This window comes from Vibrio sp. 1402, assembly GCF_033340275.1.
Genome location: NZ_JAWOWE010000014.1, coordinates 1 through 24,546, shown reverse-complemented (window position 1 = coordinate 24,546; position 24,546 = coordinate 1). Strand labels below are relative to the sequence as shown.

General features: G+C 44.1%; 21 protein-coding genes and 1 tRNA gene. 13 read left to right on the top strand and 9 right to left on the bottom strand.

Going from position 1 to position 24,546, the window contains the following annotated elements:
* Positions 1 to 98 precede the first annotated feature (98 nt).
* Positions 99 to 1,319, bottom strand: a complete 1,221-nt coding sequence (gene arcA, locus R7044_RS20420; protein ID WP_225455784.1) for an arginine deiminase — start codon at positions 1,317 to 1,319, stop codon at positions 99 to 101.
* A gap of 583 nt (positions 1,320 to 1,902) precedes the next feature.
* Between arcA and rraB the strand changes: the two genes are divergently transcribed.
* Both rraB and R7044_RS20410 read left to right on the top strand, forming a co-directional pair.
* A complete protein-coding gene (gene rraB, locus R7044_RS20415) occupies positions 1,903 to 2,316 on the top strand; it encodes a ribonuclease E inhibitor RraB (RefSeq protein WP_005381081.1) in 414 nt (137 codons plus the stop codon).
* Positions 2,317 to 2,470: 154 nt separating this feature from the next.
* The gene (locus R7044_RS20410; protein WP_033906208.1) at positions 2,471 to 3,271 is read left to right on the top strand and encodes a glycosyl hydrolase 2 galactose-binding domain-containing protein; all 801 of its coding nucleotides are present in this window, start codon (positions 2,471 to 2,473) and stop codon (positions 3,269 to 3,271) included.
* Positions 3,272 to 3,290: 19 nt separating this feature from the next.
* On the opposite strand, the gene R7044_RS20405 is transcribed toward R7044_RS20410, so the two are convergent.
* From R7044_RS20405 to pepA, 5 genes are all read right to left on the bottom strand, one after another.
* On the bottom strand, positions 3,291 to 4,196 hold the full coding sequence (locus R7044_RS20405) for a bifunctional helix-turn-helix transcriptional regulator/GNAT family N-acetyltransferase (protein WP_080996865.1): 906 nt from the start codon (positions 4,194 to 4,196) through the stop codon (positions 3,291 to 3,293).
* Between the two features lie 115 nt (positions 4,197 to 4,311).
* On the bottom strand, positions 4,312 to 4,716 hold the full coding sequence (locus R7044_RS20400) for a DUF2061 domain-containing protein (protein WP_005381078.1): 405 nt from the start codon (positions 4,714 to 4,716) through the stop codon (positions 4,312 to 4,314).
* Positions 4,717 to 4,917: 201 nt separating this feature from the next.
* The gene (locus R7044_RS20395) at positions 4,918 to 7,776 is read right to left on the bottom strand and encodes a valine--tRNA ligase (RefSeq protein WP_064377290.1); all 2,859 of its coding nucleotides are present in this window, start codon (positions 7,774 to 7,776) and stop codon (positions 4,918 to 4,920) included.
* Positions 7,777 to 7,872: 96 nt separating this feature from the next.
* Complete coding sequence (locus tag R7044_RS20390) at positions 7,873 to 8,322, bottom strand: DNA polymerase III subunit chi (RefSeq protein WP_031777270.1); 450 nt, start codon at positions 8,320 to 8,322, stop codon at positions 7,873 to 7,875.
* A 115-nt stretch (positions 8,323 to 8,437) separates the two neighbouring features.
* Positions 8,438 to 9,946 (bottom strand): leucyl aminopeptidase, encoded by a 1,509-nt coding sequence (gene pepA, locus R7044_RS20385; protein WP_005381073.1) that lies wholly within the window; start codon positions 9,944 to 9,946, stop codon positions 8,438 to 8,440.
* 200 nt (positions 9,947 to 10,146) lie between these two features.
* Between pepA and lptF the strand changes: the two genes are divergently transcribed.
* Both lptF and lptG read left to right on the top strand, forming a co-directional pair.
* On the top strand, positions 10,147 to 11,247 hold the full coding sequence (lptF, locus tag R7044_RS20380; RefSeq protein WP_005381072.1) for an LPS export ABC transporter permease LptF: 1,101 nt from the start codon (positions 10,147 to 10,149) through the stop codon (positions 11,245 to 11,247).
* Between the two features lie 3 nt (positions 11,248 to 11,250).
* Complete coding sequence (lptG, locus tag R7044_RS20375) at positions 11,251 to 12,321, top strand: LPS export ABC transporter permease LptG (RefSeq protein ID WP_033906211.1); 1,071 nt, start codon at positions 11,251 to 11,253, stop codon at positions 12,319 to 12,321.
* A gap of 87 nt (positions 12,322 to 12,408) precedes the next feature.
* On the opposite strand, the gene R7044_RS20370 is transcribed toward lptG, so the two are convergent.
* Complete coding sequence (locus R7044_RS20370) at positions 12,409 to 12,888, bottom strand: RDD family protein (RefSeq protein WP_033906212.1); 480 nt, start codon at positions 12,886 to 12,888, stop codon at positions 12,409 to 12,411.
* 184 nt (positions 12,889 to 13,072) lie between these two features.
* Positions 13,073 to 14,341 (bottom strand): DUF2254 domain-containing protein, encoded by a 1,269-nt coding sequence (locus R7044_RS20365; protein ID WP_017636178.1) that lies wholly within the window; start codon positions 14,339 to 14,341, stop codon positions 13,073 to 13,075.
* 227 nt (positions 14,342 to 14,568) lie between these two features.
* Between R7044_RS20365 and R7044_RS20360 the strand changes: the two genes are divergently transcribed.
* A complete protein-coding gene (locus R7044_RS20360) occupies positions 14,569 to 15,234 on the top strand; it encodes an SDR family NAD(P)-dependent oxidoreductase (protein ID WP_033906213.1) in 666 nt (221 codons plus the stop codon).
* A gap of 190 nt (positions 15,235 to 15,424) precedes the next feature.
* Positions 15,425 to 15,509 (top strand) — tRNA-Leu (locus tag R7044_RS20355).
* A 247-nt stretch (positions 15,510 to 15,756) separates the two neighbouring features.
* Here R7044_RS20355 and R7044_RS20350 read toward each other — a convergent pair.
* Complete coding sequence (locus R7044_RS20350; RefSeq protein WP_033906214.1) at positions 15,757 to 17,040, bottom strand: carbohydrate-binding protein; 1,284 nt, start codon at positions 17,038 to 17,040, stop codon at positions 15,757 to 15,759.
* Positions 17,041 to 17,287: 247 nt separating this feature from the next.
* Between R7044_RS20350 and R7044_RS20345 the strand changes: the two genes are divergently transcribed.
* From R7044_RS20345 to R7044_RS20315, 7 genes are all read left to right on the top strand, one after another.
* A complete protein-coding gene (locus R7044_RS20345; RefSeq protein WP_025767645.1) occupies positions 17,288 to 17,593 on the top strand; it encodes a PTS sugar transporter subunit IIB in 306 nt (101 codons plus the stop codon).
* 87 nt (positions 17,594 to 17,680) lie between these two features.
* Complete coding sequence (locus tag R7044_RS20340) at positions 17,681 to 19,015, top strand: PTS sugar transporter subunit IIC (protein WP_005381064.1); 1,335 nt, start codon at positions 17,681 to 17,683, stop codon at positions 19,013 to 19,015.
* Between the two features lie 51 nt (positions 19,016 to 19,066).
* Positions 19,067 to 19,378, top strand: a complete 312-nt coding sequence (locus R7044_RS20335) for a PTS lactose/cellobiose transporter subunit IIA (RefSeq protein ID WP_031777269.1) — start codon at positions 19,067 to 19,069, stop codon at positions 19,376 to 19,378.
* A 12-nt stretch (positions 19,379 to 19,390) separates the two neighbouring features.
* Complete coding sequence (locus R7044_RS20330; RefSeq protein ID WP_033906216.1) at positions 19,391 to 20,713, top strand: 6-phospho-beta-glucosidase; 1,323 nt, start codon at positions 19,391 to 19,393, stop codon at positions 20,711 to 20,713.
* Between the two features lie 18 nt (positions 20,714 to 20,731).
* Positions 20,732 to 21,487 (top strand): chitin disaccharide deacetylase, encoded by a 756-nt coding sequence (gene chbG, locus R7044_RS20325; RefSeq protein ID WP_033906217.1) that lies wholly within the window; start codon positions 20,732 to 20,734, stop codon positions 21,485 to 21,487.
* 105 nt (positions 21,488 to 21,592) lie between these two features.
* Positions 21,593 to 22,591, top strand: a complete 999-nt coding sequence (locus tag R7044_RS20320) for a LacI family DNA-binding transcriptional regulator (protein ID WP_033906218.1) — start codon at positions 21,593 to 21,595, stop codon at positions 22,589 to 22,591.
* Between the two features lie 130 nt (positions 22,592 to 22,721).
* Positions 22,722 to 23,975 (top strand): HD-GYP domain-containing protein, encoded by a 1,254-nt coding sequence (locus R7044_RS20315; RefSeq protein WP_005381029.1) that lies wholly within the window; start codon positions 22,722 to 22,724, stop codon positions 23,973 to 23,975.
* Positions 23,976 to 24,546 lie beyond the last annotated feature (571 nt).

The following is a 24,546-nucleotide window of genomic DNA, read 5'->3' as shown; positions in this document are numbered from 1 at the left end:
TTTTATTGTGAATAATTATTTTTAATTAAAGCTAAAAAAGGTTGATGTATTCACATCAACCTTAGTTTTGATTCACCTAATGTAAAGGGACGAGTAAGTTATATATCGTCTCGTTCTATTGGACAGCTCATACAGCGAGCGCCACCGCGACCACGACCAAGCTCGTTACCAGGTACTGTCAGTACTTTGATGCCAGCTTTATCGTATTTTTCGTTGGTGTATACGTTGCGTTCGTAACCAATTACTACGCCCGGTTTTACAGTTAGAACGTTATTGGCGTCATTCCATTGTTCGCGTTCCGCTTCATAGCTGTCGCCACCAGTGGTGATGATTTTCAGCTGATCTAAGCCAAGAGCGGACTCAATCGCGTGCAGATAGTTATGTGAGGCTTCAACATGCATTTCACCGTTGCCTTTTGGTGTTAAGCGCCATGTGTCGAGATCTTTGCGCATGATCTCAGGGTAGACAGAGAAAGTATCTACATCCATATGGGTCATCACGGTGTCTAAATGCATACATGAGCGGTGTTTAGGCAGATCAATTGCAATCACTTCGGTCGCTTGGCCTGCTTTAAATAGGCTTGCTGCAAGGTTCTCTACACCTTGTGCAGTCGTACGCTCAGACATACCGATAAGAACTGCACCTTTACCAATAACCAACACATCACCGCCTTCGACATTCGCATTATCATAATGCAGATCATCGTCACCGAAGTATTTGATAAAATCTTGGCCAGCAAAAATTGGGTGCCAACGATAAATCGCACGTAAGTGGTTTGTTTCACGTTGGCGTGCAGGCATCATCATCGGGTTAAGAGAAACGCCGCCATAAACCCAGCATGAGGTATCACGAGTAAAGAGGTGATTAGGCAGTGGCTCAATAACAAAGTCGAGAGGACGCTTCATTTTTGGCAGCATAGAAGATGAGGAGATCGGTAGCTCTGAGTAAGCTAAGCCACCTAAAAAGATGCAGGCAAGGTGTTCATCATCCATTTCTGAAAAGTATTGGCGTAGGTCTCGCGCAAAGGTTGGCCCGTAACGAAAGTCAGAAATCTGAGTGTTCAGCAGCCATTGTTTTGCATCTGGAACAGCGAGGGTTTCGACCAGTAAATCGTGGAGGAGAAGCACTTCAACGTCTTGCTCGCGCAGCGTACGTGCGAATGCATCGTGCTCTTCACCTGCCGCTTCTACAGCAAGAACGTCATCAAATAGCAACTCATGACAGTTTGACGGAGTTAAGTGGGTTAGGGCGCGTTCAGGGCGATTTAATAGAACTCGTCGAAGTTGACCAACTTCTGATCCAACGTACAGCTTGCTCATTTTGTATCCTTACAAATTTTCCAGCCATTAGTTATGACAAGCTTCCTAGAAAGATGCAAGTTATCAAGCTTTGTTTATATTCTGGTGTTTCTGGTTTTGTGAGTTTTTTATTTTTATTTTGATTCTTATTAAATTTATTATTAGATATAAATGCTATTTTGCTAAAATTAGAGTGCGTGCGTTTTTATTCTAATTTTCCCGTTGAGAAAGAATACATGCACAGTGCATAAAACGTGCATTTTTATTCTAAATTATGCATTATTAAAGTGAATTTATTCGTTATGCATCTTCGTTTTACACGTGAGTGTATTCAAGAAAGCATCATAAACACGCATAGAAAGAGAAAATAACCACATTAAGTGTCAATTAGGATGTTCTGAATATTAAAAAATGCCATTCTTTGTTAATTTTTTGTTTCTTTGTGTGGTCGGTTTAATATTTAGATTCAAATAACCGATAAGAATCGCAGTGGTATGATGTTTGTTTGTGGCTTTTCATCGCAATCCATGCCATATTTCACCGGATCAGCATACTCAGTATCGGGTATTGTGTTTCCATCAAGTAACTAATCTGGAGCCAAAACATGTCTCACGAAGATGAATATCTATCAGTAGAAGAATTAATTGAGATTCAAAAGGAAGAGACTCGCGATATCATTGCAGCATTGCTAGAAGATGGCAGCGATCCAGATTCGCTATACGAAATTGAGCACCACCTGTTTGCAGAAGATTTTGACACGCTAGAAAAAGCGGTAGTTGAAGCATTCAAGATGGGCTTTGAAGTTCTTGAAGCAGAAGAAACTGAAGATGAAGATGGTAACAAGTTGCTTTGCTGTGATGCGACTATGGAGTCCGCACTAGACGCAGAAGCGATTGATGCGCAAGTTGAAAAATTGATTCACTTGGCAGAAAAATACGACATCATCTATGACGGTTGGGGTACGTACTACGAAGGCGAAGATGCGCTTTACCCTGAAGAAGATGAAGACGACGAGTAATCAAAGCTCACTACTTTTGGAAAAACCAGCGTTTAACGCTGGTTTTTTTATTCCTTGAAAAACTGACGAATGTGGAGGCGATAAATAATTCACATTGAGTTTATAGGGGATTTCTCCCTATAATGCGTGAAAATTGATCTAGCTCAAGGTGTATATGCAACTCTCACTCGCCGGTTTATGGCAAGTCTCTCCACTGACGGACCTTTCTATCCCACAGGATGACATTACTTTCCCTGCTCCTTTGAGTCAGGTATTGCCAGCTGAACTGACAGAAGAAGCAATTCGTCAGCAAGAGTGGCACCTGATGCATGACATTGAAGTGGACGAATCCATGATGGCATTCCCAGCGGTAGAAATGGTGTTGGGTGGTGTGGATTACCATGCAGAAGTGCGTTTGAACGGAGTAGCATTGTTCGACTGTGACGGTTCTCAAAATGTCTACAAGAAAGACATTCGTCCGTTCATGCAAATGGGGCGTAACCGCTTTGAAATCTTGTTCTTAGAGGAAGAAGAGGATCTTCTGTTTGATGAAGATAAACCTGAGCTGTGCTCTCTGTCCGATCATGAATATAAAAAAAGTGATGAGCGCTTAGGGGTATGGCAAGAACCGTATCTGCAGTTCATTCGCAATGTACGTTTAGACCGCGTGGCAACCGAGCAGATTTGGCACCACGGTGGTGGTTGCGAGTTTAAAGTAGACTTGTACTATCAAACTTTTGCGCCGGGTCTGGTCTCTGCATCGGTTAAGTTTAATGGTATGACTTACCATATTCCTATTGATGTCCGAGCGGAGCATGCGAGCGCTTTATTCCAGATCGAAGCGCCAAAGTATGCCGATCTTACTGATCCTGATCCAAGTGATCTCTACCAATTGTCTGTTGAGTTGGATGGGCAGCACCAAAACTTCACTGTTGCCTTGAGCCAGGAGCTTTGTGTTACCCATGTTGTGCTTTAACTTCTAATAATATTATCTATTACAGCATCTTAAGCATTACGACTTCACATGCATCATGCCCTGTTTGTCCAAGCGGGGCATCGAGATGCTCAAAGCCTAGCTTTTCATACAAGCTTACCGCTTCTCTCAGACATTCAGTTGTCTCTAAATAGCACTGCTGATACCCAAATTGTTCCGCCAATTGTAAGCTCAATGCGACGATGCGTTTGGCTAAACCGTGTCCTCGTGTTTGAGGTAAGAAGTACATCTTTTGTAGTTCACACACATTTGGCTCGCCAGCTAAAGGGGCAAAGCCACCGCCACCAACGATCTCTCCGCGATGTTCAATGACCCAATAGGCGGCCCCGCATTGATTGTAAACCGAATACATATCATCAAGCGTTGGATCGGCCACACCATAACCTTTGTCTGCGGTTAAGCCGTATTCTGCAGAGACTTTACGAATCACATCTGCGACTTGCGGGTTGTCTGCTTTAGTAAGAGGCCGAAGAACGTATTCCTCAGACTGACACACTTTTGTTAGCCCTTTTAGGTAAGTCTCTAGACCAAGTTTGAGTTGCTCTTGCTCGCTGTCATCGAGTTGGGTAAGCAGTTGTTCAAAGAAGTGGTTTTGCTGTTGGTCCAGTTGTGATAACGCCTGTTGGCCTTGCTCTGTAATCGCTACGAGTTGACTACGTTTGTCTTTTGGGTTTTCGATGCTCTCGACCAAACCTAATTTAATCAAACCAGTAACGGTTCGGCTCGCGTTGGACTTGTCGACATTAAGCTGCTGTGCCAGCTGATTGATGGTCAATGGCTGCAATTGGATTTCACCCAATGCGTGCGCTTGCACTGGAGTGAGAGCGACATCGCCGCATTGTTTATCAAGCATACCAAGCAATCGGACGGCTTGACGGGAGTAGTGTCGAAGTTGACGAGCGTTCATTATCACTTACCTCTAAAAATAAAGTTGCGCACCGCAATTAAATTAATTGCGGTGCGCAACCTTGTCAATGGTAAATGTCATTTTTCTCGTTAGGAGACGTAGTGAGCCTCCATGTTTAAGCGTGGTGATGTAAACAAAACTGCGGTGCTGGAGCTTTTTCTGATGATTTACGCATCCATACTTTCTCGTGGAAGTAGTAAGCCACCGTGTTCAAACTCGGCTCTAGCATCGCCATTACGCCGCCGACAAATGCATCACCTGTTAGTAAGTAAACCACGGTAAAAGCGACGCTGAAGTGCACGGTCGCAAAGCTTGCGGTTTTTAATTTGGTCATCCACTGACGAGCTTTAAGTGCTGGGACTTTTGCCCATGCCTTTTCATGAAAGTAGAAGGCTACGGTGTTCACTGAAGGCTCAATCATGGCAATTAAACTACCAATTAGAATGTCGCCTGTGAGTACGTAAGCGACACTAAATGCGATAGTAAAATGCAGTGCTGCGAAAGTTAGTGTCTTTTTCATGATAATTACTCAATCGTGTTTGTTTCGATGAGTTCATTATCGATAATAATTCTCATTAATGCTAATGGGTAATGAGTATTGTTGTGATAGGGGGAAGCTATTGATGATGGTTTTGGTGAAATGTATACAAAAAAGGTTGGCCATGATGACCAACCTTTGAACCAAAAGTGAGAAGTGTTAATTCTTCTCTTTCACTGAGGCTTAAAGCGCAGCGATCGTTGTCTTCTGCTCTTCTAGCTTAGCTAGTGTCTCTTTGTAGCCTTCAAGCTTCTCACGCTCTTTAGCAACAACTGCTTCAGGTGCTTTCGCTACGAAGCCTTCGTTACCTAGTTTGCCTTCGATACGCTTGATTTCGCCGTGAGTCTTCTTGATTTCGCCATCTAGACGAGCAAGCTCAGCATCTTTGTCGATCAGACCTGCCATTGGGATCATCAACTCAGACTTACCAACCAGTGCTGTCGCACATGCAGGAGTTTGTTCGCCAGTTTCAAGCACGCGTACTGCTTCTAGCTTCGCTAGTGACATCAGTACTTGCTTGCTTGCTTCTAGACGAGAGGCATCTTCTGCATTTGCTGCTTTCAGCATAACGTCAAGCGGCTTACCAGGGTTGATGTCGTATTCAGCACGTAGGTTACGGATGCTGGTAATGAACGCCTTCACCCATTCGATATCATCTAGCGCTTCTTGGTTGAAGTTTGCTTCGTCGAATTGAGGAAGTGTTTGTAGCATGATTGTCTCGCCTTCTACACCTTCAACTAATGGCTTGATGCTTTGCCAGATAGTTTCAGTGATGTAAGGAATCACTGGGTGAGCTAGACGTAGAGTCTTCTCAAGAACCGTGATTAATGTACGACGAGTACCACGCTGTTGTGCTTCAGTACCTTTCCATAGAACTGGCTTAGTAAGCTCTAGGTACCAGTCACAGAATTGGTTCCAGATGAATTCGTAAAGCGTGTTCGCAGCCATATCTAGACGGAAGTTGTCGATATGGTTGTTGAACGCTTTCGCTGCTAGTTCAAACTGAGACTCGATCCACTTGTCTGCTAGTGAGTATTCAATCTCACCACCGTTGAAGCCACAATCTTGCTCTTCTGTGTTCATCATTACGTAACGGCTTGCGTTCCATAGCTTGTTACAGAAGTTACGGTAACCCTCAAGACGCTTCATATCCCAGTTGATATCACGACCTGTCGATGCCATTGCTGCAAGAGTGAAACGCAGTGCGTCTGTACCGTATGCTTCGATACCGTTTTCAAACGTCTTACGAGTGTTCTTCTCGATCTTCTTCGCTAGTTGAGGCTGCATCATGTTGCCACAACGCTTCTCTACGAGAGACTCTAGGTCGATACCATCGATCATGTCGATTGGATCAAGGACGTTACCTTTCGACTTAGACATCTTGTCGCCGTTTTCGTCACGGATTAGACCAGTAACGTAAACTGTCTTAAATGGTACTTGTGGTTTGCCGTTTTCGTCTTTCACGAAGTGCATGGTCATCATGATCATGCGCGCAACCCAGAAGAAGATAATGTCGAAACCAGTTACTAGTACGTCTGAAGGGTGGAATACTTTCAGATCGTCAGTTTGCTCTGGCCAACCTTGAGTACCGAACGTCCATAGTGCAGAAGAGAACCATGTATCCAGTACGTCTTCGTCTTGGTGCAGTTCAATGACTGACTCTAGGTTGTTGTTCTTACGAACTTCTTCTTCAGTGCGACCTACGTAAACATTACCTTGGTTGTCGTACCAAGCTGGGATGCGGTGACCCCACCATAGCTGACGAGAGATACACCAGTCTTGAACGTCACGCATCCAAGAGAAGTACATGTTTTCGTATTGCTTAGGAACGAATTGGATGTCGCCGTTTTCTACTGCTTCAACTGCAGTTTTCGCTAGAGGCGCAGTACGCACGTACCATTGGTCAGTTAGCATTGGTTCGATAACCACGCCACCACGGTCGCCGTAAGGAACTTGTAGATCGTGATCTTTCACTTCTTCAAGTAGACCTAGCTCGTCGAATTCAGCAACGATAGCTTTACGAGCGGCAAAACGCTCCATACCGTGGTATTTAGCTGGTAGTTCAGTGCTGTAAGCTTCGCTTGCTTCGCCGTTAGTGTTGAATACTTCTGCTGAGTCGCGGATGTTCGCGTCGAAAGTCAGAATGTTGATCATTGGTAGCTGGTGGCGCTTACCTACTTCGTAGTCGTTGAAGTCGTGCGCAGGTGTGATTTTCACACAGCCAGTACCTTTTTCCATATCTGCGTGCTCATCGCCCACGATTGGGATGCGACGATCAACGATAGGAAGGATGATTTCTTTACCGATAAGATCTTTGTAACGTGGATCTTCTGGGTTAACTGCAACACCTGTATCGCCTAGCACGGTCTCTGGACGAGTCGTTGCAACAACGATGTAGTCTTTGCCATCCGCTGTTTTTGCGCCATCTGCTAGTGGGTAGCGGAAGTGCCACATGTTGCCTTTAGTGTCTTTGTTCTCTACTTCTAGATCTGAAATCGCGGTGTGTAGCTTTGGATCCCAGTTAACTAGACGCTTACCGCGGTAGATTAGATCGTCTTCGTATAGACGTACGAACACTTCTTGAACGGCGTTAGATAGACCATCGTCCATCGTGAAGCGTTCACGATCCCAGTCTACAGATGCGCCAAGACGACGAAGCTGCTTAGTGATAGTGCCGCCAGATTCGCCTTTCCATTCCCAGATTTTGTCGATGAAAGCTTCACGACCGTAATCGTGTTTTGTTTTGCCTTCTTCTGCAGCGATCTTACGCTCAACAACCATCTGAGTTGCGATACCAGCGTGGTCAGTACCTACTTGCCAAAGGGTGTTTTTACCCTTCATACGTTCACAACGGATAAGCGTATCCATGATCGTATCTTGGAACGCGTGGCCCATGTGTAGGCTACCAGTGACGTTCGGTGGCGGGATCATGATGCTGTATGATTCTTTAGTAGTGTCACCGTGTGGCTTAAAGTAGCCTTTCTCTTCCCAAGTCTGATACAGAGCTTGTTCGATTGAAGTTGGGTTGTATGTCTTTTCCATAGCGCTCTTTTAATGGATACGTTGATGGTTGAATCTTAGTCAATCTTTATAAGTGAGGGATCTTAACAAGATCGCCTTAACTATAAGGATTGACCGTTAAGGATATTGAATTTCGATCGTTTGCAGCTGGTAACCTGCTTGACGGTAAATTTTATATCTTTCTCTTGCGAGTTGTTTAGCTTTTTCTTCGCAGGGCACGAAGTCTACCACTTGAGCAAACTTGTTCGCAAAGGTTGTCTCATTTTCCGCCAAATTAATTACCAGCTGACGGTTCCAATTAGGTTTTACACCTTCATGGCCGATTTCAATGTTGGTGGCGTATTTCGGTCCCTCGCCTACGAGGTTATGTGCCATGAACTTGTCTGCATCAACTTGCCAAAAGGCTTCAGCGAGCTGCTCGGCGTGTGGTTTGTCTTGGCAGTTTAAATACACTTTAGCGCCTTGGCGAGCAAAGTGCTGAGCCAAAAACACGATGTATTCTTCAAAGCCAGCCACCGTTGCTTGCGGGCTCTCTTCGTTAATGATGTAGAAGGTTGCAGTTTGCATCATTCTCTCACTTGCCTTGGGTCTCTTCCTAAGACCATCTTAAGTCCCACTTTCATTTTAGAAAATTAGGATAATAAAAAAGGGCCTTGCGGCCCTTTTAGATGTTGTTCAGAAATTACTCTTCTGTCTCTTGGCCGCTGCGGTTCAAAAGGAATTGGACAAGCATTGAGACAGGACGGCCCGTTGAGCCTTTCGCTGCGCCTGATTTCCACGCGGTACCTGCGATATCGACGTGTGCCCAGTTGTACTTCTTCGCGAACTTAGATAAGAAGCAACCCGCAGTAATTGTGCCACCAGGGCGACCACCAATGTTTGCCATATCCGCAAACGGGCTTTTCAACTGTTCGTGGTACTCGTCTGCCATTGGTAGACGCCATGCACGGTCACTCGCTTGCTCAGAAGCGTTTACTAGCTCATGAGAAAGAGGGTTGTGGTTAGAGATTACGCCGCTGATATGGTGGCCTAGTGCGATAACACAAGCACCAGTTAGCGTTGCAACGTCAACCACGCAGTCTGGTTCGAAACGCTCTACGTAAGTCAGTGCGTCACAAAGAACAAGACGGCCTTCAGCATCCGTGTTCAGAACTTCTACAGTTTGACCAGACATGGTCGTTAGGATGTCACCTGGACGGTAAGCGTTGCTGCCAGGCATGTTTTCACAACCCGCTAGAACACCAATAACGTTGATTGGTAGGTTTAGCTTCGCCAGCGCTTTCATTGTACCGAATACCGATGCCGCACCACACATGTCGTACTTCATCTCATCCATACCTTCGCCCGGCTTTAGAGAGATACCGCCTGAGTCGAAGGTTAGACCTTTACCTACGAGCACAATCGGTTTTGCATCTGAGTCAGGGTTACCTTTGTACTCGATGATAGACATCATAGATTCGTTTTTAGAACCACGGCCTACTGCTAGGTAAGAGGTCATACCCAGTTTTTCCATCTCTTGCTCACCAATAATTTTGGTGGTTACGGTTTCGTAGTCGTCCGCTAGACGACGAGCTTGAGAAGCAAGGTAAGCTGGATTAGCTACGTTTGGCGGCATGTTGCCAAGGTCTTTTGAGGCTTTGACACCTGATGCGATAGCAAGACCATGAGTGATTGCTTTTTCACCCAAGTTCAATTCACGACGCGTTGGTACGTTGAAAACAAGCTTGCGCAGTGGGCGGCGAGTCTCAGGTTTCACGCTCTTGAATTGATTAAATGTGTATAGACCATCTTTAGTCGCTTCTACAGCCTGGCGCACTTTCCAGTATGTATCACGACCCTTAACATGCAGTTCAGTTAGGAAACATACCGCTTCCATTGAGCCTGTCTCGTTAAGTGTGCTGATCGTCTTTTGAATGATTTCCTTGTACTGGCGCTCGCCAAGTTCACGCTCTTTGCCGCAACCGACAAGTAAAACGCGCTCTGACAAAACACCTGGTACTTGATGCAGTAGCAGCATCTGACCAGGTTTACCCTCTAGATCACCACGGCGAAGTAGTGAACTGATGTAACCGTCACTGATTTTATCAAGTTGTTCGGCTACTGGAGAAAGGCGACGTGGTTCAAACACACCAACAACGATACATGCGCTACGTTGTTTCTCTGGACTGCCACTTTTTACACTGAACTCCATGCGTACTCCTACATCCTGAAGACAAATTGCTCTAAATGTTAGATAATGATCGCTTACTTGTTGAATTTTAGCTCCAGGCTTACATGCAGAGCTGATTAAGCGACTAACATCTAGTTTATAATTTTTAAAAAAATAAATGGTTCAACGGGAAACTATAGTGATTCGACCAAAAAAACAAGTTTTGTATAGGTAATTTCAGCGTGATTATTGTTAGATATTTGATCCGCGAAACACTCAAGAGCCAATTTGCGATTTTTTTCGTACTTTTTTTGGTGTTTGTAAGCCAGAAATTCATAAGTGTTCTTGCTGATGCTTCTGATGGGGATATTCCTGCTGGATTGATTTTCTCGATTGTTGGTTTGAACATGCCAGCAATGGGTCTGTTAATGCTGCCTTTAAGTCTGTATATCGGCATATTGATCACATTTGGTCGTCTGTATGCAGAGAGCGAAATTGTCGTAATGAACGCGACAGGTATTGGTAATAAATTCTTGGTTCAAGCGGCCTTATACCTAGCGTTGATTACTTCAGCGGTGGCGGCTTTCAATGCGTTGTGGCTATCGCCGTGGTCTCAAGACCGCGTTGAGCAGCTTTATGAGCAGGTAGCGTCAGAAAACAGCGTTGACCTACTTAAAAAAGGTCAGTTCCAAGGTACACCAGACGGTTCATCGGTTGTGTTCATCGATGACATTAAAGACAATACCTTGAGCAACGTTTTTGTTGCGCAGATGCGCCCTCGAGATTCAGTGTTACCGAGTGTGATGTTCTCATCTTCTGGTGAAGTAAAAGAGCTTTCGGACGGTCGTCAGATCATCACTATGAAAGAAGGTACGCGTTATGAAGGTGTGCCTACTCGCGTTGAATATATGATCACGAAATTCGATGAATACGAAGGTGTTATCGGCCAACGTGAGGTCAAAAAGAAAGGGCGAGACTGGGAAGCATACCCAACGGTTGACTTGATAGGTCACCCAGATCCAGAGGCGCAAGCGGAGCTACAATGGCGAATTTCGTTATTTGTGTGTATTCCACTCTTAACAATGCTCGTTATTCCTTTGTCTGCGGTGAATCCGCGTCAGGGACGGTTTGCCAAAATGGGGCCTGCGATTCTGATCTATCTAGCGTATTTCTTGGCGATCAGTGCAACCAAATCTGCATTAGAAGATGGTGACATCCCGGCTGCTATTGGTATGTGGCCAATCAATGCGATGTTGCTGATTGTTGCTATCATGGCGAATATGATGGACAGCGTTGCTGCTAGACGAATAAAAGACAAATTCCGCAAGAAGAGGCTCGCGTAAGCTGTGTTCAAAATCTTAGACCTTTACATCGGTAGAACCATCATCTCTACCACTGCCTTGGTTTTAGCGACGTTTGTTGGCTTATCGGGCATCATCAAATATGTAGAACAGCTACGTAAAGTAGGGCGAGGTGTGTACGACCTCACTCATGCGTTGTACTTTGTGTTACTCAGTGTGCCGCGTGATATCGAAATGTTCTTTCCAATGGCGGCATTACTCGGTGCCCTGATCGGCTTAGGTATGTTGGCTTCAAGCTCTGAGCTGGTGGTGATGCAAGCTGCTGGTTTCTCTAAGCTGGATATCGGGTTATCGGTACTAAAAACGGCCGTCCCGCTCATGATTGTCGTTATGGCGTTAGGTCAATGGGGCGCTCCTGAGGCCCAGAAGATGGCCCGTGACTTACGTGCGTTTGCGATATCAGGTGGTAGCATTGTGTCTGTGCGCTCAGGTGTGTGGGCTCGTGACGCAAACGACTTTATCTTTATAGGTAAAGTCGAAGACGACAAGCTTCATGCTTTAAATATGTGGCGTTTTGATGATGATAAGAATCTACAAAAAGTTATTTTCGCCGAAGAAGTCGACTACCAACAAGATAACAACTGGCTGATGCGCTACGTACAAATTACGGACATGGAAAATGAAAACGTAATTTCAAAGCAAGACATCGAACAGATGGAGTGGCACACCTCTTTGGCACCAGATAAGTTAGCTGTGGTGACCGTGAAGCCAGAAGAACTGTCGCTGAGCGGTTTGTATGATTATGTGACTTACCTAAAAGCATCGGAACAAGATGCATCTCGCTATGAGTTGGCGTTTTGGCGTAAGTTGACTCAGCCGCTTTCAATTGCTGTGATGATGTTAATGGCGCTATCTTTTGTTTTCGGTCCACTCAGAAGCGTGACCATGGGGGCAAGGGTATTGTCGGGCGTGGTTGCCGGGTTTACTTTTTACATATCCAGTGAGTTCTTTGGCCCATTAAGCTTGGTGTATGGCATATCCCCAGTGTTTGGTGCTTTGGCCCCGAGTTTGGTGTTCTTAGCTATTGCGATTGCATTGCTACGAAGAAAGCTATGACTGAAGCATCATCGAATAAACCAAGTTTTACCGAACCAAATGTAAAAGGAAGGCATTTCGCCTTCCTTTTTTGTGTTCCTAGACAAGTTAGTTTGCCTTGGGTAATACAACTACCTCTGTTTTGGCCCAAATGTCGTGGAAACCACGTTTCTTCGGATCAATCGGTACAGTCAGATTTGCCAAGCCAAAGCCAGATGTCGAAATACGAATCAGAGCTTGAGTTACCGTAATTGGTGCACCGTCTTTGGCATTGCGAACTCGAAGCTTCCAAGCGCGCATCCCAAGAGTTTGTCCTGCTCGCGTCCAGAAGAACACAAAGAAATATATCCACACACCCGCAAGATAAAGTGTAAATAGAGGGCTCAATACAGGGTGCTTTCCGAGCATATCTGCGGCATCTGCGTACTCGCCATAGCTCAACAATCCTGCTGCATTTAGTGCAAACACAACGGCCATAACAATACCAGCGGCCATCATTTCAATTGCGATAATAATCAATGTGTCGTAAATCAACGCTGCAAGTCGACGAAAGAGACCAGCAGGTGGAAGAGTTGTAGACGTTGCCATTATTCCATCACTTACCTTAAAAATTGTGCGTCAGAATATAGATTCCCTCACCAAGAGAAAAGAGACCTAACGCACAGAGTCTTTAATTGTGTATAAACTAAGTGACTTTTCTGCCCTACGTTATCAGCACATGTCATGATACACGAGGCCGTGCAGCAATATGTTTCAACTGAATTCGACTCTCTTAACCATTGGCTCTTTGGTCTGTGACCAGATTAGATAGCTGAGAGAGTTGGTGTTTCTCATCTTCGGTATAATGTTGGCTTAACGAAAGCTCTAAAGCTTTTTCTGACAGCTTGATTGCTGGTGACAAAAATAACTTAGGGTGCATACTAGAGAGAGCTAGCAAGGCCTTTTGTAGGCGAATCTGTATTTGGAGTTGCGCTGCACCATCGTGTGCTATCGGCAAAAAGACATCATCAAACAAATCCTGGCAGCTCAATGCGGGCACAAATAGTCTAGGATATCGAGTTTTGGTAGGAGGCTCACTGAGTAGGTCTCCCCATAATGAAAGTGCTCGTACAGAACGCCCAAGAACGTCAATTGCGGTGCCATTATCATTTACAGCCGGAGATAGTGCTCGTGAGGCGATTTCCGCCATAACGACTAAACCAAAGCGAGGGTCCTGATCATATGAACGCTCCGTTCGAATCGTGAAGGCTGCCGTTACTTCGCTTTCGTCTGGCAATTCTCCACAAACCCAAGCCAATGGTTGACCTACGTACACAAAACTTCCCGGTTGTCGCTCAAGGTAGATGGTGCATTGGTTTGCTTCAGCAATACTATCGAGATGATGCATATCAACATGCTGTAAGTAGCCAATTTCTTGGCTCAAAATAGGTTTACTTCCTCTGGGTTTATGTTCTGGGTGGCTCCACGGGTGAGCACCTAGCCAACGCTCTTTGCCCCGTTTTCTTATCGCATCTAACAAGGCTTGCTCCACGTATGAAGTGGTTTCACTGACCCTTCCTAGTACGGAAAGGTGCTGAATCCAACGTAGCAGAGTGAGTATGATCATCACGATTACGGCGATAGTTACGATGAACAGATAAATTTGTGCTTGTTGATGATAGGCCCCAATACCTAGCGCGATAATTCCTACCAAACTAAATAGAAAAGAGCCAAGAAAGGTTGCTAAGGCATTTTGTGTTGTGCTGTCTTCCATCAACAGTTTTGTCGCTCGTGGCGTTACCCCCGCACTAGCGGCACTGTATGCTGAGACCATAATATTGAGAGAGAATGTAGTCACTGCAAGCATGGAGGTTGCGAGGATATTTAATATGTTGTTCAACAAATCCTTGCTGACGTTGATGGCAGGGGGCAGAGTAATGAACTGGTTTAAAACAATCGACATTAAGGCGGTAGCAACAGCTAGTAATGCGTAGAGTGACGTCCGGACCCACAGTTTTCGTGTCATCTGTTTCAGTAACCACTGCCATTTTGACCCAGTCATTCTTTGCTCCTATTCAGTTCTCACTAGAAAGTCGATAGAAAATTCAGAAAGTTATTCTTGCTTAAGCATAGGTTAAATGCCCGTCGTTCTGCTTGATATTTCATGCATCACGAAAGTAAGAAAGCTGCTTGCTTCAAAGAATGGTGCTCTTGAGGTGTGAATTACCACGATTCTGTTACCTTAATTGATAGATGAATTAAAAGTATGTGATTGAAAAGAGGTAGCGCATGATTGTAATTACAGGTGCAAGTAGCGGCTTAGGGGCGGAACTAGCAAAGCGTTATGATGCGGAAGGCAAAGAGACGTATGTAATAGGAAGAAATACAGAAAAACTATCCGCACTAGCAAAACAACTCTCTCATAACGTCGGCTATCAAGCTTGCAACCTCTCATTACATCAAGGTGTGAAACAGCTCTTTGATGGGATGAAACAGCCTCCTGAAATGGTCATTCATAGTGCAGGAAGTGGTTATTTTGGCTTACTGGAAGAGCAGGAGCCGGAAGAGATTCAAAAGTTGATTGATAACAACCTGAATTCTGCGATTCATGTGTTAAGAGAGTTAGTAAAGCGTTACAAAGATCATCCAATAAAAGTGGTCATGATCATGTCCACAGCCGCGCAACAACCTAAAGCGCAAGAGTCTACGTATTGTGCAGTGAAATGGGCCGTCAAAGGATTAATTGAGTCGGTTCGTTTGGAGCTAAAAGGAAAACCTATGAAAATTATCGCGGTTTATCCTGGTGGAATGGATACGGAATTCTGGAAAACAAGCGGCAATACGATGGACACGAGTCACTTCATGCAAGCAGAAGATGCCGCAGAGATGCTCCATAATGCGTTGTCGAGCATTGGGAATGGTTATGTTTCTGATATTACAGTGAATAGAATTTAAAAAGAGTTTCGTATACTCACTTTCATCTGGAAGAGTAGTAGAAAATGGAGCGTACGTTTCTTATGAGTACAGCTTTGTCACACTTTGTGGCGAAATTATCAGCAAACGATAGTTATTTAAGGTATTTCTGCTTGCGCAGGTCAAAAGCTTACGTATAATGCCAACCATCAAAGGGCAATAGCCCAAAGATGCCGGTGTGGTGAAATTGGTATACACGACGGATTCAAAATCCGTTGCCTTCGGGCGTGGCGGTTCAAGTCCGCCCACCGGTACCATATTAGAAAGGTCGCTTTTATAGCGGCCTTTCGTCGTTTTAGGTGTTCGTAAATATCAAAAGAAAGTTAGCGTTGCCTTCGCGGTGGCGGCAGGAATGCCAGTCCAATCAACTCCGTCCACCGGTACCATATTTTAAGACAGAGCCTCGATGAAAGTCGGGGCTTTGTTGTATCTGGATCTTCAAAACAAAAAAAGCGCGAGGGGTATGCCTCGCGCAAACTACTACATGGTGATAGTAGGAACAGCCTATAGAGCTGTGAACAAGGTATTTTGAGTGTTCGGAGTCCAGTCTGCTTGGGACACGTGCGGTACATCAACTAGATAACGCAAACCTTGATAAGTCACCACATCACCTTGTTTATAGGAAACATTCTGAGTCCAGTTAGTGGCTGGGTCTGCATTTGTCCAAAGGCTAGAGGTTAGAGACGGTGCCCAATCTTGTTGCGCAGTATGGTTTGTTACAGCCTGGTATACAGTACCTAGGTGTAAGACGTAATCGCCAGCGTCGTAGTTATGACCAACTTGCCAGTTCGGTGTGTAGTTATCCATTGTGTCGAAGTCATAACCCGCTTGTTTTGCTAACTGTATAAACTTAGCGAGCTTAGGTAGGTTTTGCGTTGCCCCCATGCCACGCTTACCATCTTCAAATAGGAACTCGTGAGTTAATACGATAACTTTATCTGCGTGTAAAGGTGTACCACATGGGAACTCTTGAGCTTTGGAGTTGATCGGGTTAATCGTTGTTGGTGCACAAGTGTTTAACGCGGAATCCACATATCCAAGAAATGCTTCTGCTTCTGTAAGGCTGTTTGCTGGCATTTCAATGCCCCAATTTTCGGGTGCCCAGTCCACATCCCAACCGTGAGTTTGATAGCCGTTATTCGCTAGGATATTTTGAACCTCGATAGCTGCTTTTACACTGTTGGATGGGTTGGATGTATCGCATACATATCCTGGTTCCCAAGGTTTCAGGTCATCAGACGTGGCACATAACCCATCTGCTTTGAAGTCTTTCGTCACGCGCCAACCGTTGGTGTAGGGCAGTCTAGCAAACTCTGTTGCCTTGTAGTTCGGGTAGCTTGTAATGTTCGGCAAATACTTTGCTAACACAGATAAGTTTTCCGTAAACATTGAGGCATCGTAAACAGGGTCTTGATACGAGTTAAGCTGGTGGTCCCCGGTCGCATTACACTCCGCAGCACTGTTCGGTCCAAACTCATCCACGCAGTTGTGCACCATGTGATCGTAACTGTGGTTCGCAACAATATGACCAGTGTCTAATGCGAGCTTTAAGGCTTCTAGGGAACGGTCTTCATTTTCATCACCAATTCCATCTAAATGCCAAGCATTAAAGTAAAACGTCGCTTTGATATCTTCCTGGTTAAGTACTTGAATAACGTCAATAGATGCATTGATTGGTCCATCATCAAACGTTAGATAAATGGTGCCTTTAGAGTCGGTTTGAGCAAATGAGTGTTGTGATAGTGCGGCACTTACAAGCGTTGCAATAGCCAATTTATTAAATTTCATTCTCTATTCCTTTTAAGAAATTAATAACGACGTTGTCAGTAGTAAAATATTGATAATTTGAAACTTAATGTGATGTCTTAAATTATTTTATGACTTTTATCCTAGACCTAAATAATTACAAAAAAATAGGTGGTATTTTCTAAATTGGGATTGTGTTCACGAATAATGCAACCGGTTGCGCTTTTTTGTCTTGGTTATTTTTGCTACAGTTTTTACAGGTTGAAATTTACACAACGGGAGTAAGGCTATGAAAAAGATCCTTTTATGCTGTAGCGCAGGGATGTCCACCAGTATGCTTGTTAAGAAAATGGAGCAAGCTGCTGAAAATAAAGGAATTGAGTGCAAAATTGATGCAATGTCAGTGAATGCGTTTGAAGATGCAATTAAAGAGTACGATGTTTGTCTTCTCGGGCCTCAAGTACGTTTTCAGCTAGAAGAGCTAAGAAAAACGGCGCAAGAGCATGGTAAAAACATTGATGCTATTTCTCCTCAGCATTATGGAATGATGAAGGGAGAAGAAGTACTAGAGCAAGCATTAGAATTAATTAACTAAACTATAGTTTTAAATTAAAAAGATAACTGTACATCAAATATAAATATTTGATGCGGGATTCTTTTGCCTAAAATAAGGATGGATTCTATGAAGCTTTATGACGCAATTATAGGCGCAGTCGAAAAGCATATAGCCCCTATAGCAGCTAAAGTGGGGAATCAGCCCCATGTTCGCGCAATGAGAGACGGTTTTATTGTCGCAATGCCGTTTATTATTGTCGGTAGTTTCATTTTGATTTTTGCATTCCCCCCATTTGCCGAAGATACAACCTTTACTTTTGGTCGAATTTGGCTCGATTTCGCCACTACACATTTTGATACCATAATGATGCCCTACAACATGTCGATGGGGATCATGACCATTTTTGTTTCGCTGGGCGTTGCTTATAGTTTAGCGAAGGCTTACAAGATGGATGGGATCACGAGTGCTGTATTGTCACTAATGTCTTTTTTACTCATTGCGGCCCCAGCTAAAGATGGCGCGTTGTCTATGTCTCACATGGGCGGAACCGGGATCTTCACCGCAGTGATGTGTGCATTTTTCTCGGTGGAGCTCTACCGTTTTATGAAAAAGCACAATATTACGATTCGCATGCCAGAGCAGGTGCCACCGGCGATTGCGCGATCATTTGAAGTATTGCTACCAGTCTTAGCGATATTCATTACCTTATATCCACTTAGCCTTTTCGTACAAACCCAGTACGACATGCTGATTCCAGACGCTGTTATGGCTATCTTTAAACCGCTAATTAGTGCGTCTAACTCATTGCCTGCCATTATTGGCGCTTTATTGCTTTGCCAGCTACTTTGGTTTGCGGGTATTCATGGTGCTGCAATTGTTGTTGGACTGCTTTCTCCAATCTTTTTGACCAACATTGGTGCCAACATTGAAGCCTTTGTTGCAGGTGAACCGATTCCAAACGTATTTACTCAACCGTTCTGGGATTTTTACATCTTTATTGGCGGCTCTGGTGCAACACTTGCTCTTGTTATGCTGATGTCGTTTAGCCGTTCTGTTCACCTTAAGAGCATTGGTCGAATGAGTGCGGTGCCTGGCTTTTTCCAAATCAACGAACCTGTGATCTTCGGTAGCCCAGTTGTGATGAACCCGACCTTGTTTATCCCGTTCGTCTTCGCTCCAGTCATCAACGCTACGATTGCGTACTTTGCTGTGCATGTCGGCTTTGTGGGTATGGGTGTCGCTACAACACCTTGGACAACACCGGCACTGATAGGTGCTTCGTGGGGTAGCGGTTGGACCTTTGCGCCAGTATTGCTCGTCATTGGTTTATTAATTCTTGATCTAATCATCTACTTCCCATTCTTCAAAATGTTTGAGAAGCAAATGTTGGAGCAAGAACTACCAACGACGAAGGAAACTAAAGGTGACACGCAGCCGTCAGGCGAAGGCGTTACTGCTTAACTGTGCTTAATGGGCCGCAATTACCGCGGCCCGATTTTCGGAGAGAAAATGATGGAACAAGAATTGGTTGTAATGGAGATCATTTGCAATGCTGGTGAAGCCAGAAGTTTAAGCTACGAGGCATTGCGTTTATCTCGAGAACAAGATTTTGAAGCGGCTGATGAGAAGCTCTCTCAAGCAAGAGAGTGTATTAATAAAGCCCACTTAATACAGACTCAGCTTATTGAAGAAGATCAGGGAGAAGGGAAAGTCCCGATGACGTTAGTGATGGTGCATGCTCAAGATCACCTAATGACTACGATTTTGGCTCAAGAGATGGCTGTAGAAATCGTCGCACTGAACAAAAAAATCTCGAACAAATAAAGGGGGATGAAAATGTCTAGAGAGGCGATCAAACTTGCCATTATTGGCGGTGGTAGTAGCTATACCCCGGAATTGGTTGAAGGGGTTATTAAGCGCTTAGAATATTTACCCGTTAAGAAGATTCATTTTGTGGACATTGAGTCAGGAGCTGAGAAGCTTGAGATCATCAAAGGATTGGCTCAGCGAATGGTCGATAAAGCCGGCGCAAAAATTGAGATAAAAGCCGGTTTCGATCGCCGTGCTGCGATAAAAGATGCAGATTTTGTGATGACGCAGTTTCGTGTTGGTGGCCTTGCTGCACGCGCTAACGATGAGCGAATCCCAATCAAGTACGACGTCATCGGCCAAGAAACAACGGGCCCTGGTGGTTTTGCTAAAGCACTGCGAACCATTCCGGTCATTCTTGATATCTGTAAAGACATTGAAGAGTTGGCTCCAAACGCATGGATGCTCAATTTCACCAACCCAGCGGGTTTAGTTTCCGAAGCGGTCAGTAAGTACACCAAAGTAAAGAGTATTGGTTTATGCAATGTGCCCGTTTCAATGGAAATGATGATTGCAGAAATGATGGAGTGCGAGCCAAAAGAGCTACAACTTGAGTTTGCTGGGTTAAACCATCTCGTGTGGGTACACAAAGCATGGCTCAATGGGGAAGATATTACTCAAACGGTATTAGAGAAAGTCGGTGATGGTGCCAACTTCAGTATGAAGAATATCTGGGAAGAACCGTGGGATCCGGCATTTCTAAAAGCACTGGGGGCGATACCATGTCCTTATCATCGCTACTTCTATCAAACTGATGCCATGCTTGCTGAAGAGAAACAAAGTGCCGATGAAAAAGGCACTCGTGCTGAGCAGGTAATGGAAACAGAAAATGCGCTATTTAAGCTCTATCAAGATCCTACCCTCGATCATAAGCCGAAAGAGTTAGAGGAGCGGGGTGGTGCTTATTATTCTGATGCATCACTGAACCTAGTTGATTCAATTTATAACAATCGTAATAGTATTCATGTTGTTAACGTTTTAAATAATGGAGCGATCAACGGCCTACCTGACGATGCTGTGATTGAATGTAGTGCCGTGATTGGTAGCTGGGGGGCGAAACCTCTTGCGGTTGGCGAGTTGTCAAACAATATCAAAGGATTACTCCATCAAGTTAAAGCGTATGAGCAGCTAACAATAGAAGCTGCTGTCGAAGGTAATTATAACAAGGCGCTTATGGCATTAACCAATAACCCATTGGTGCCTGACATTGGCCGCGCCAAGTCAATCCTGGATGATATTCTGGCGGTGAACGCTCCGTATTTACCTCAATTTAAACTAACGACGTTGTAAAACTAAGGAAGGGCGCCGATGAAAGTCATTTTTAATGCTGATGATTTTGGTTTAACGAGAGGTGTAAATAGCGGCATCGTTAAAGCTCATCAGCAAGGTGTGGTTCATTCAACCACCATGATGGTGGGTATGGATGCTGAGCAACATGCCTTAGAACTAGCTCGCCATAATCCAGACTTGAAAACTGGCGTTCATCTTAGGTTTACAGCAGGTGTGCCTATAACGAAGCATCCTAACTTGACCAACGGCCGATCGCACTTTATCAACTATGACGAACTTTGGAGTAAGCAGGACTTCGAAACTCAGGTCGTTTATGATGAAGCAAAAGCTCAGGTGGAACATTTTTTATCGCTTGGGTTAGAGCTAAGCCACTTAGATAGCCATCATCACGCGCATACTCACCCTCAAATTTTGCCCGTTATTAAAGAAGTAGCGAATGAATACCGAGTGCCACTGCGGGGCACTGGCTTGTGTCAAGAATCGATGACAATCAGGTATATCTTTACTGATGAGTTTTATGACCAAAAAGTGAGCTTGGATGGTTTAATGACACATTTATTGAGCTTAAAAGCTGACTATGACTTGGTTGAGGTGATGTGCCACCCGGCAGAGGCCGATCAGGCGCTTATCTTAAAGAGTGGCTATGCGCTTCAGCGAGAGCTAGAGTTACAAGTTCTTACCTCTCCCATTTTAAAAGAACAGTTAGCTCATCATGGTATAGCTGTCACGGATTACTCTGAGCTCGTTTCTACCAATCAAATGGTCGGTGTATGATTAAAGGCTGCCAGCTTCGCCCCCTATAAGCACCTTACGAATTGCTGGCAGCCGTTCTACACAAACGGATATTTAATAACAATTGCAGTTGGACCCAATAGCATTATGGCAAGGATTAAAGATGTCGCCGAACTCGCCGGTGTAAATCGCTCTACCGTTTCTCGAATCATTAATGGGGAGGGGAAGTTTCGCGAAGAAACTCGAAAAAAAGTAGAGCAAGCTATGGCGCAACTGAATTATCGTCCCAGTGCAATTGCTCGTTCACTCGCAACCTCATCCAGTAATATGGTTGGGTTATTGGTGACTTACTATACGGGGGGCTTCTTTGGCGAGATGATGGAGCAGGTTCAAACCGAGCTGGATATTCATAAGAAGTTTTTGATTACAGCTCAAGGCCATCATTCTGCACAAGGTGAAAAAGAGGCAATTCAGCGTTTTAATGATTTACGTTGTGACGGCTATGTACTTCATAGTCGTTATTTGTCAGATGATGACTTACGTGAATTAGCTAAACAACCAACACCTTTCGTTCTCCTGGATCGCTACGTGGAAGGAATAGAAGAGCGTTGTGTTACCTTTAACCATCATCATGCAAGCCGTATTGCCGTTGAGCACCTTTTAGCTGGTGGTCATCGAAAGATTGCTTGTATTACCGGTCCATCCCAACGTCATAACAGTGTATTGAGAAAGCTTGGGTATATTGATGCAATGAAGGATGCTGGTATAGATATTGATGAAAGCTGGTGTGAAGAAGGGAATTATGGTCGGCAAAGTGGTTATGATGCAATGGCTGCAATTTTACAACGACACCCTGATGTGACGGCTGTCTTTTCGTGCAGTGAAGAAATGACGGTTGGCGCAATGCAGTACTTACACGAGCACAGTATTTCTGTACCAGAGCAAATCTCATTAACTAGCTTTGACAGTGTTGATCTTTGTGAAAGTCTTTACCCTACAGTATCAGCAGTGCACTTTCCTATCAGTGACATGGCCCGTGTAGCGGTACAAACGTTAATGGGGCTAGTCAAAGAGCAAGAAGTAATAGACAAGCCAGTGTTCGAGGCCAAGCTTAAAATACGCAAAGCAGATCGCTCCTTAAAGTAGCTTACTTCTATCTAATTAAGTGAGTCGCTTAGAAATAACGGTTTGATGTTTTGCTAGTTACTGATGAATTTATTCACAAAATTTACTAGTATTCTAACTCTCTTAAGAAATATAAATCAGTAGTGAATAAGTGGCAGCCATTAAACTAACGGTCGATCGTATTCAACCCGGATTACATATCCGTCTTCCGCTAAAGTGGAACGATCACCCCTTTCTACTCAATAGCTTTAAGATTAAAGACCAAGAGCAAGTCGAGATGATCCGCCACCTCGGCGTAAAGTTCGTTTACTTTAATCCAGAGCAAAGCGATGCCGTTCCACTCCCTGTTGATCAAAGACAAGCTGACAGAGTAACAAATGAAGCGTCGTTAGATCATGAAACTCAAAAAATGTGGCAAGAAAAACAGAACCGCATAGAAAAGTTAAGTGCATACCGTCGACGCGTGATTCAGTGTGAAAAAGAGTTTGAGCGCTCTCTGGCACGTATGCGTTCAGTCATGACTAAAATCCGTAACCGTCCGACAGCAGCAGTTGATGAAGCAAAGCTTCTTATTGAAGATATCGTCGAGAAGTTAATGTGCGATGATAATGTTACGTTACATCTGATGAACGGAAAAAATGAGTTTGAAGATATTTATTTCCACTCATTGAACGTGGCTGTTATCTCGATGATGATTGGCCGTGCTAAAGGGTACTCAGCAGCACAGTTGAAAGAGCTTTCCTTCTCCGCACTATTCCATGATATCGGGAAAATAAAAATCCCGACTGCAATATTAAGAAAGCAACTACCTCTAACAGAGCCAGAAACCAACTACTTAAAGTTGCACACTAAATATGGCGTCGATCTTGCGAGTCAAATCGAGGCTTTTCCCGAAGTCGCGAGAATTGTGATCGCGCAGCACCATGAGCTAAGAGATGGGTCTGGTTATCCTAAAGGCCTGAAAGGAGATGAGATCAACGAGTTTGCTCAAATTATTGCTGTAGCCAATGCGTTTGATAACTTGTGTCATACACCGATAGTCTCAGATCAAAAGATTCCTTATACCGCACTCTCTCATTTATATAAGAACTGTAAACACCTATATAAAGAAGAGAACCTGAACATCCTAATTAAGTTTATGGGCGTGTTTCCTCCGGGTACCGTAGTTCAGCTTTCTAATAATATGGTCGGCCTGGTTATCTCAGTGAATGCATCGCATTTATTATTCCCGAATGTCTTGGTTTACGATCCATCAGTACCAAGGACGCAAGCGCCAATCATTGATCTTGCCTCAAAAGATATAAAGATAGTTAACGCGATTCATCCGTCAAAATTACCGGATAAAGTAAAAGAGTATCTAAATCCGCGTTCGCGTATTTCTTATTTCTTTGATAGTGATGAGTAGTTATCCACAGCTTTTTGTGGGTAAATTGTATAAATCCTGAGTGTTATTTCTGGGTAATTTTAGGGTTGGATGGAAAGTATCCATTTGGCATGTTTTTTTAGAAAAAATGCATTTTTAGTATTGCCAAAGAAAATCTTCTCCCTATAATGCGCATCCATCGACACGGCAGACGCCACAAGGCTTTAGCAGGGTCGAAGAGGTAAAAAGCTTCTACAAAAAATTAGTTTAAAAAAGTGTTTGACACTAACAACTAAATCGCTAGAATGCACCTCCGCTTTGAGAGAAAAACTTCTCGCAAAGCAAGCTCTTTAACAATATAGACCTATCAATCTGTGTGGGCACTCGTTGATGATAATCCAATTAGATACCTCGGTATCAAATTAGGTTTCAATGAAACGAAGTGACCATTTGAATTGGGAAGCAGCCTTGAGCTGTTTTGTTTTACTTTTTCAAAAGTAAAAACCAATAAGAGCACAGTCAATTCAAACATTACTTTATGTAATGTTCAGTATTCATTGAGCCGAACAAAATCTTAAATTGAAGAGTTTGATCATGGCTCAGATTGAACGCT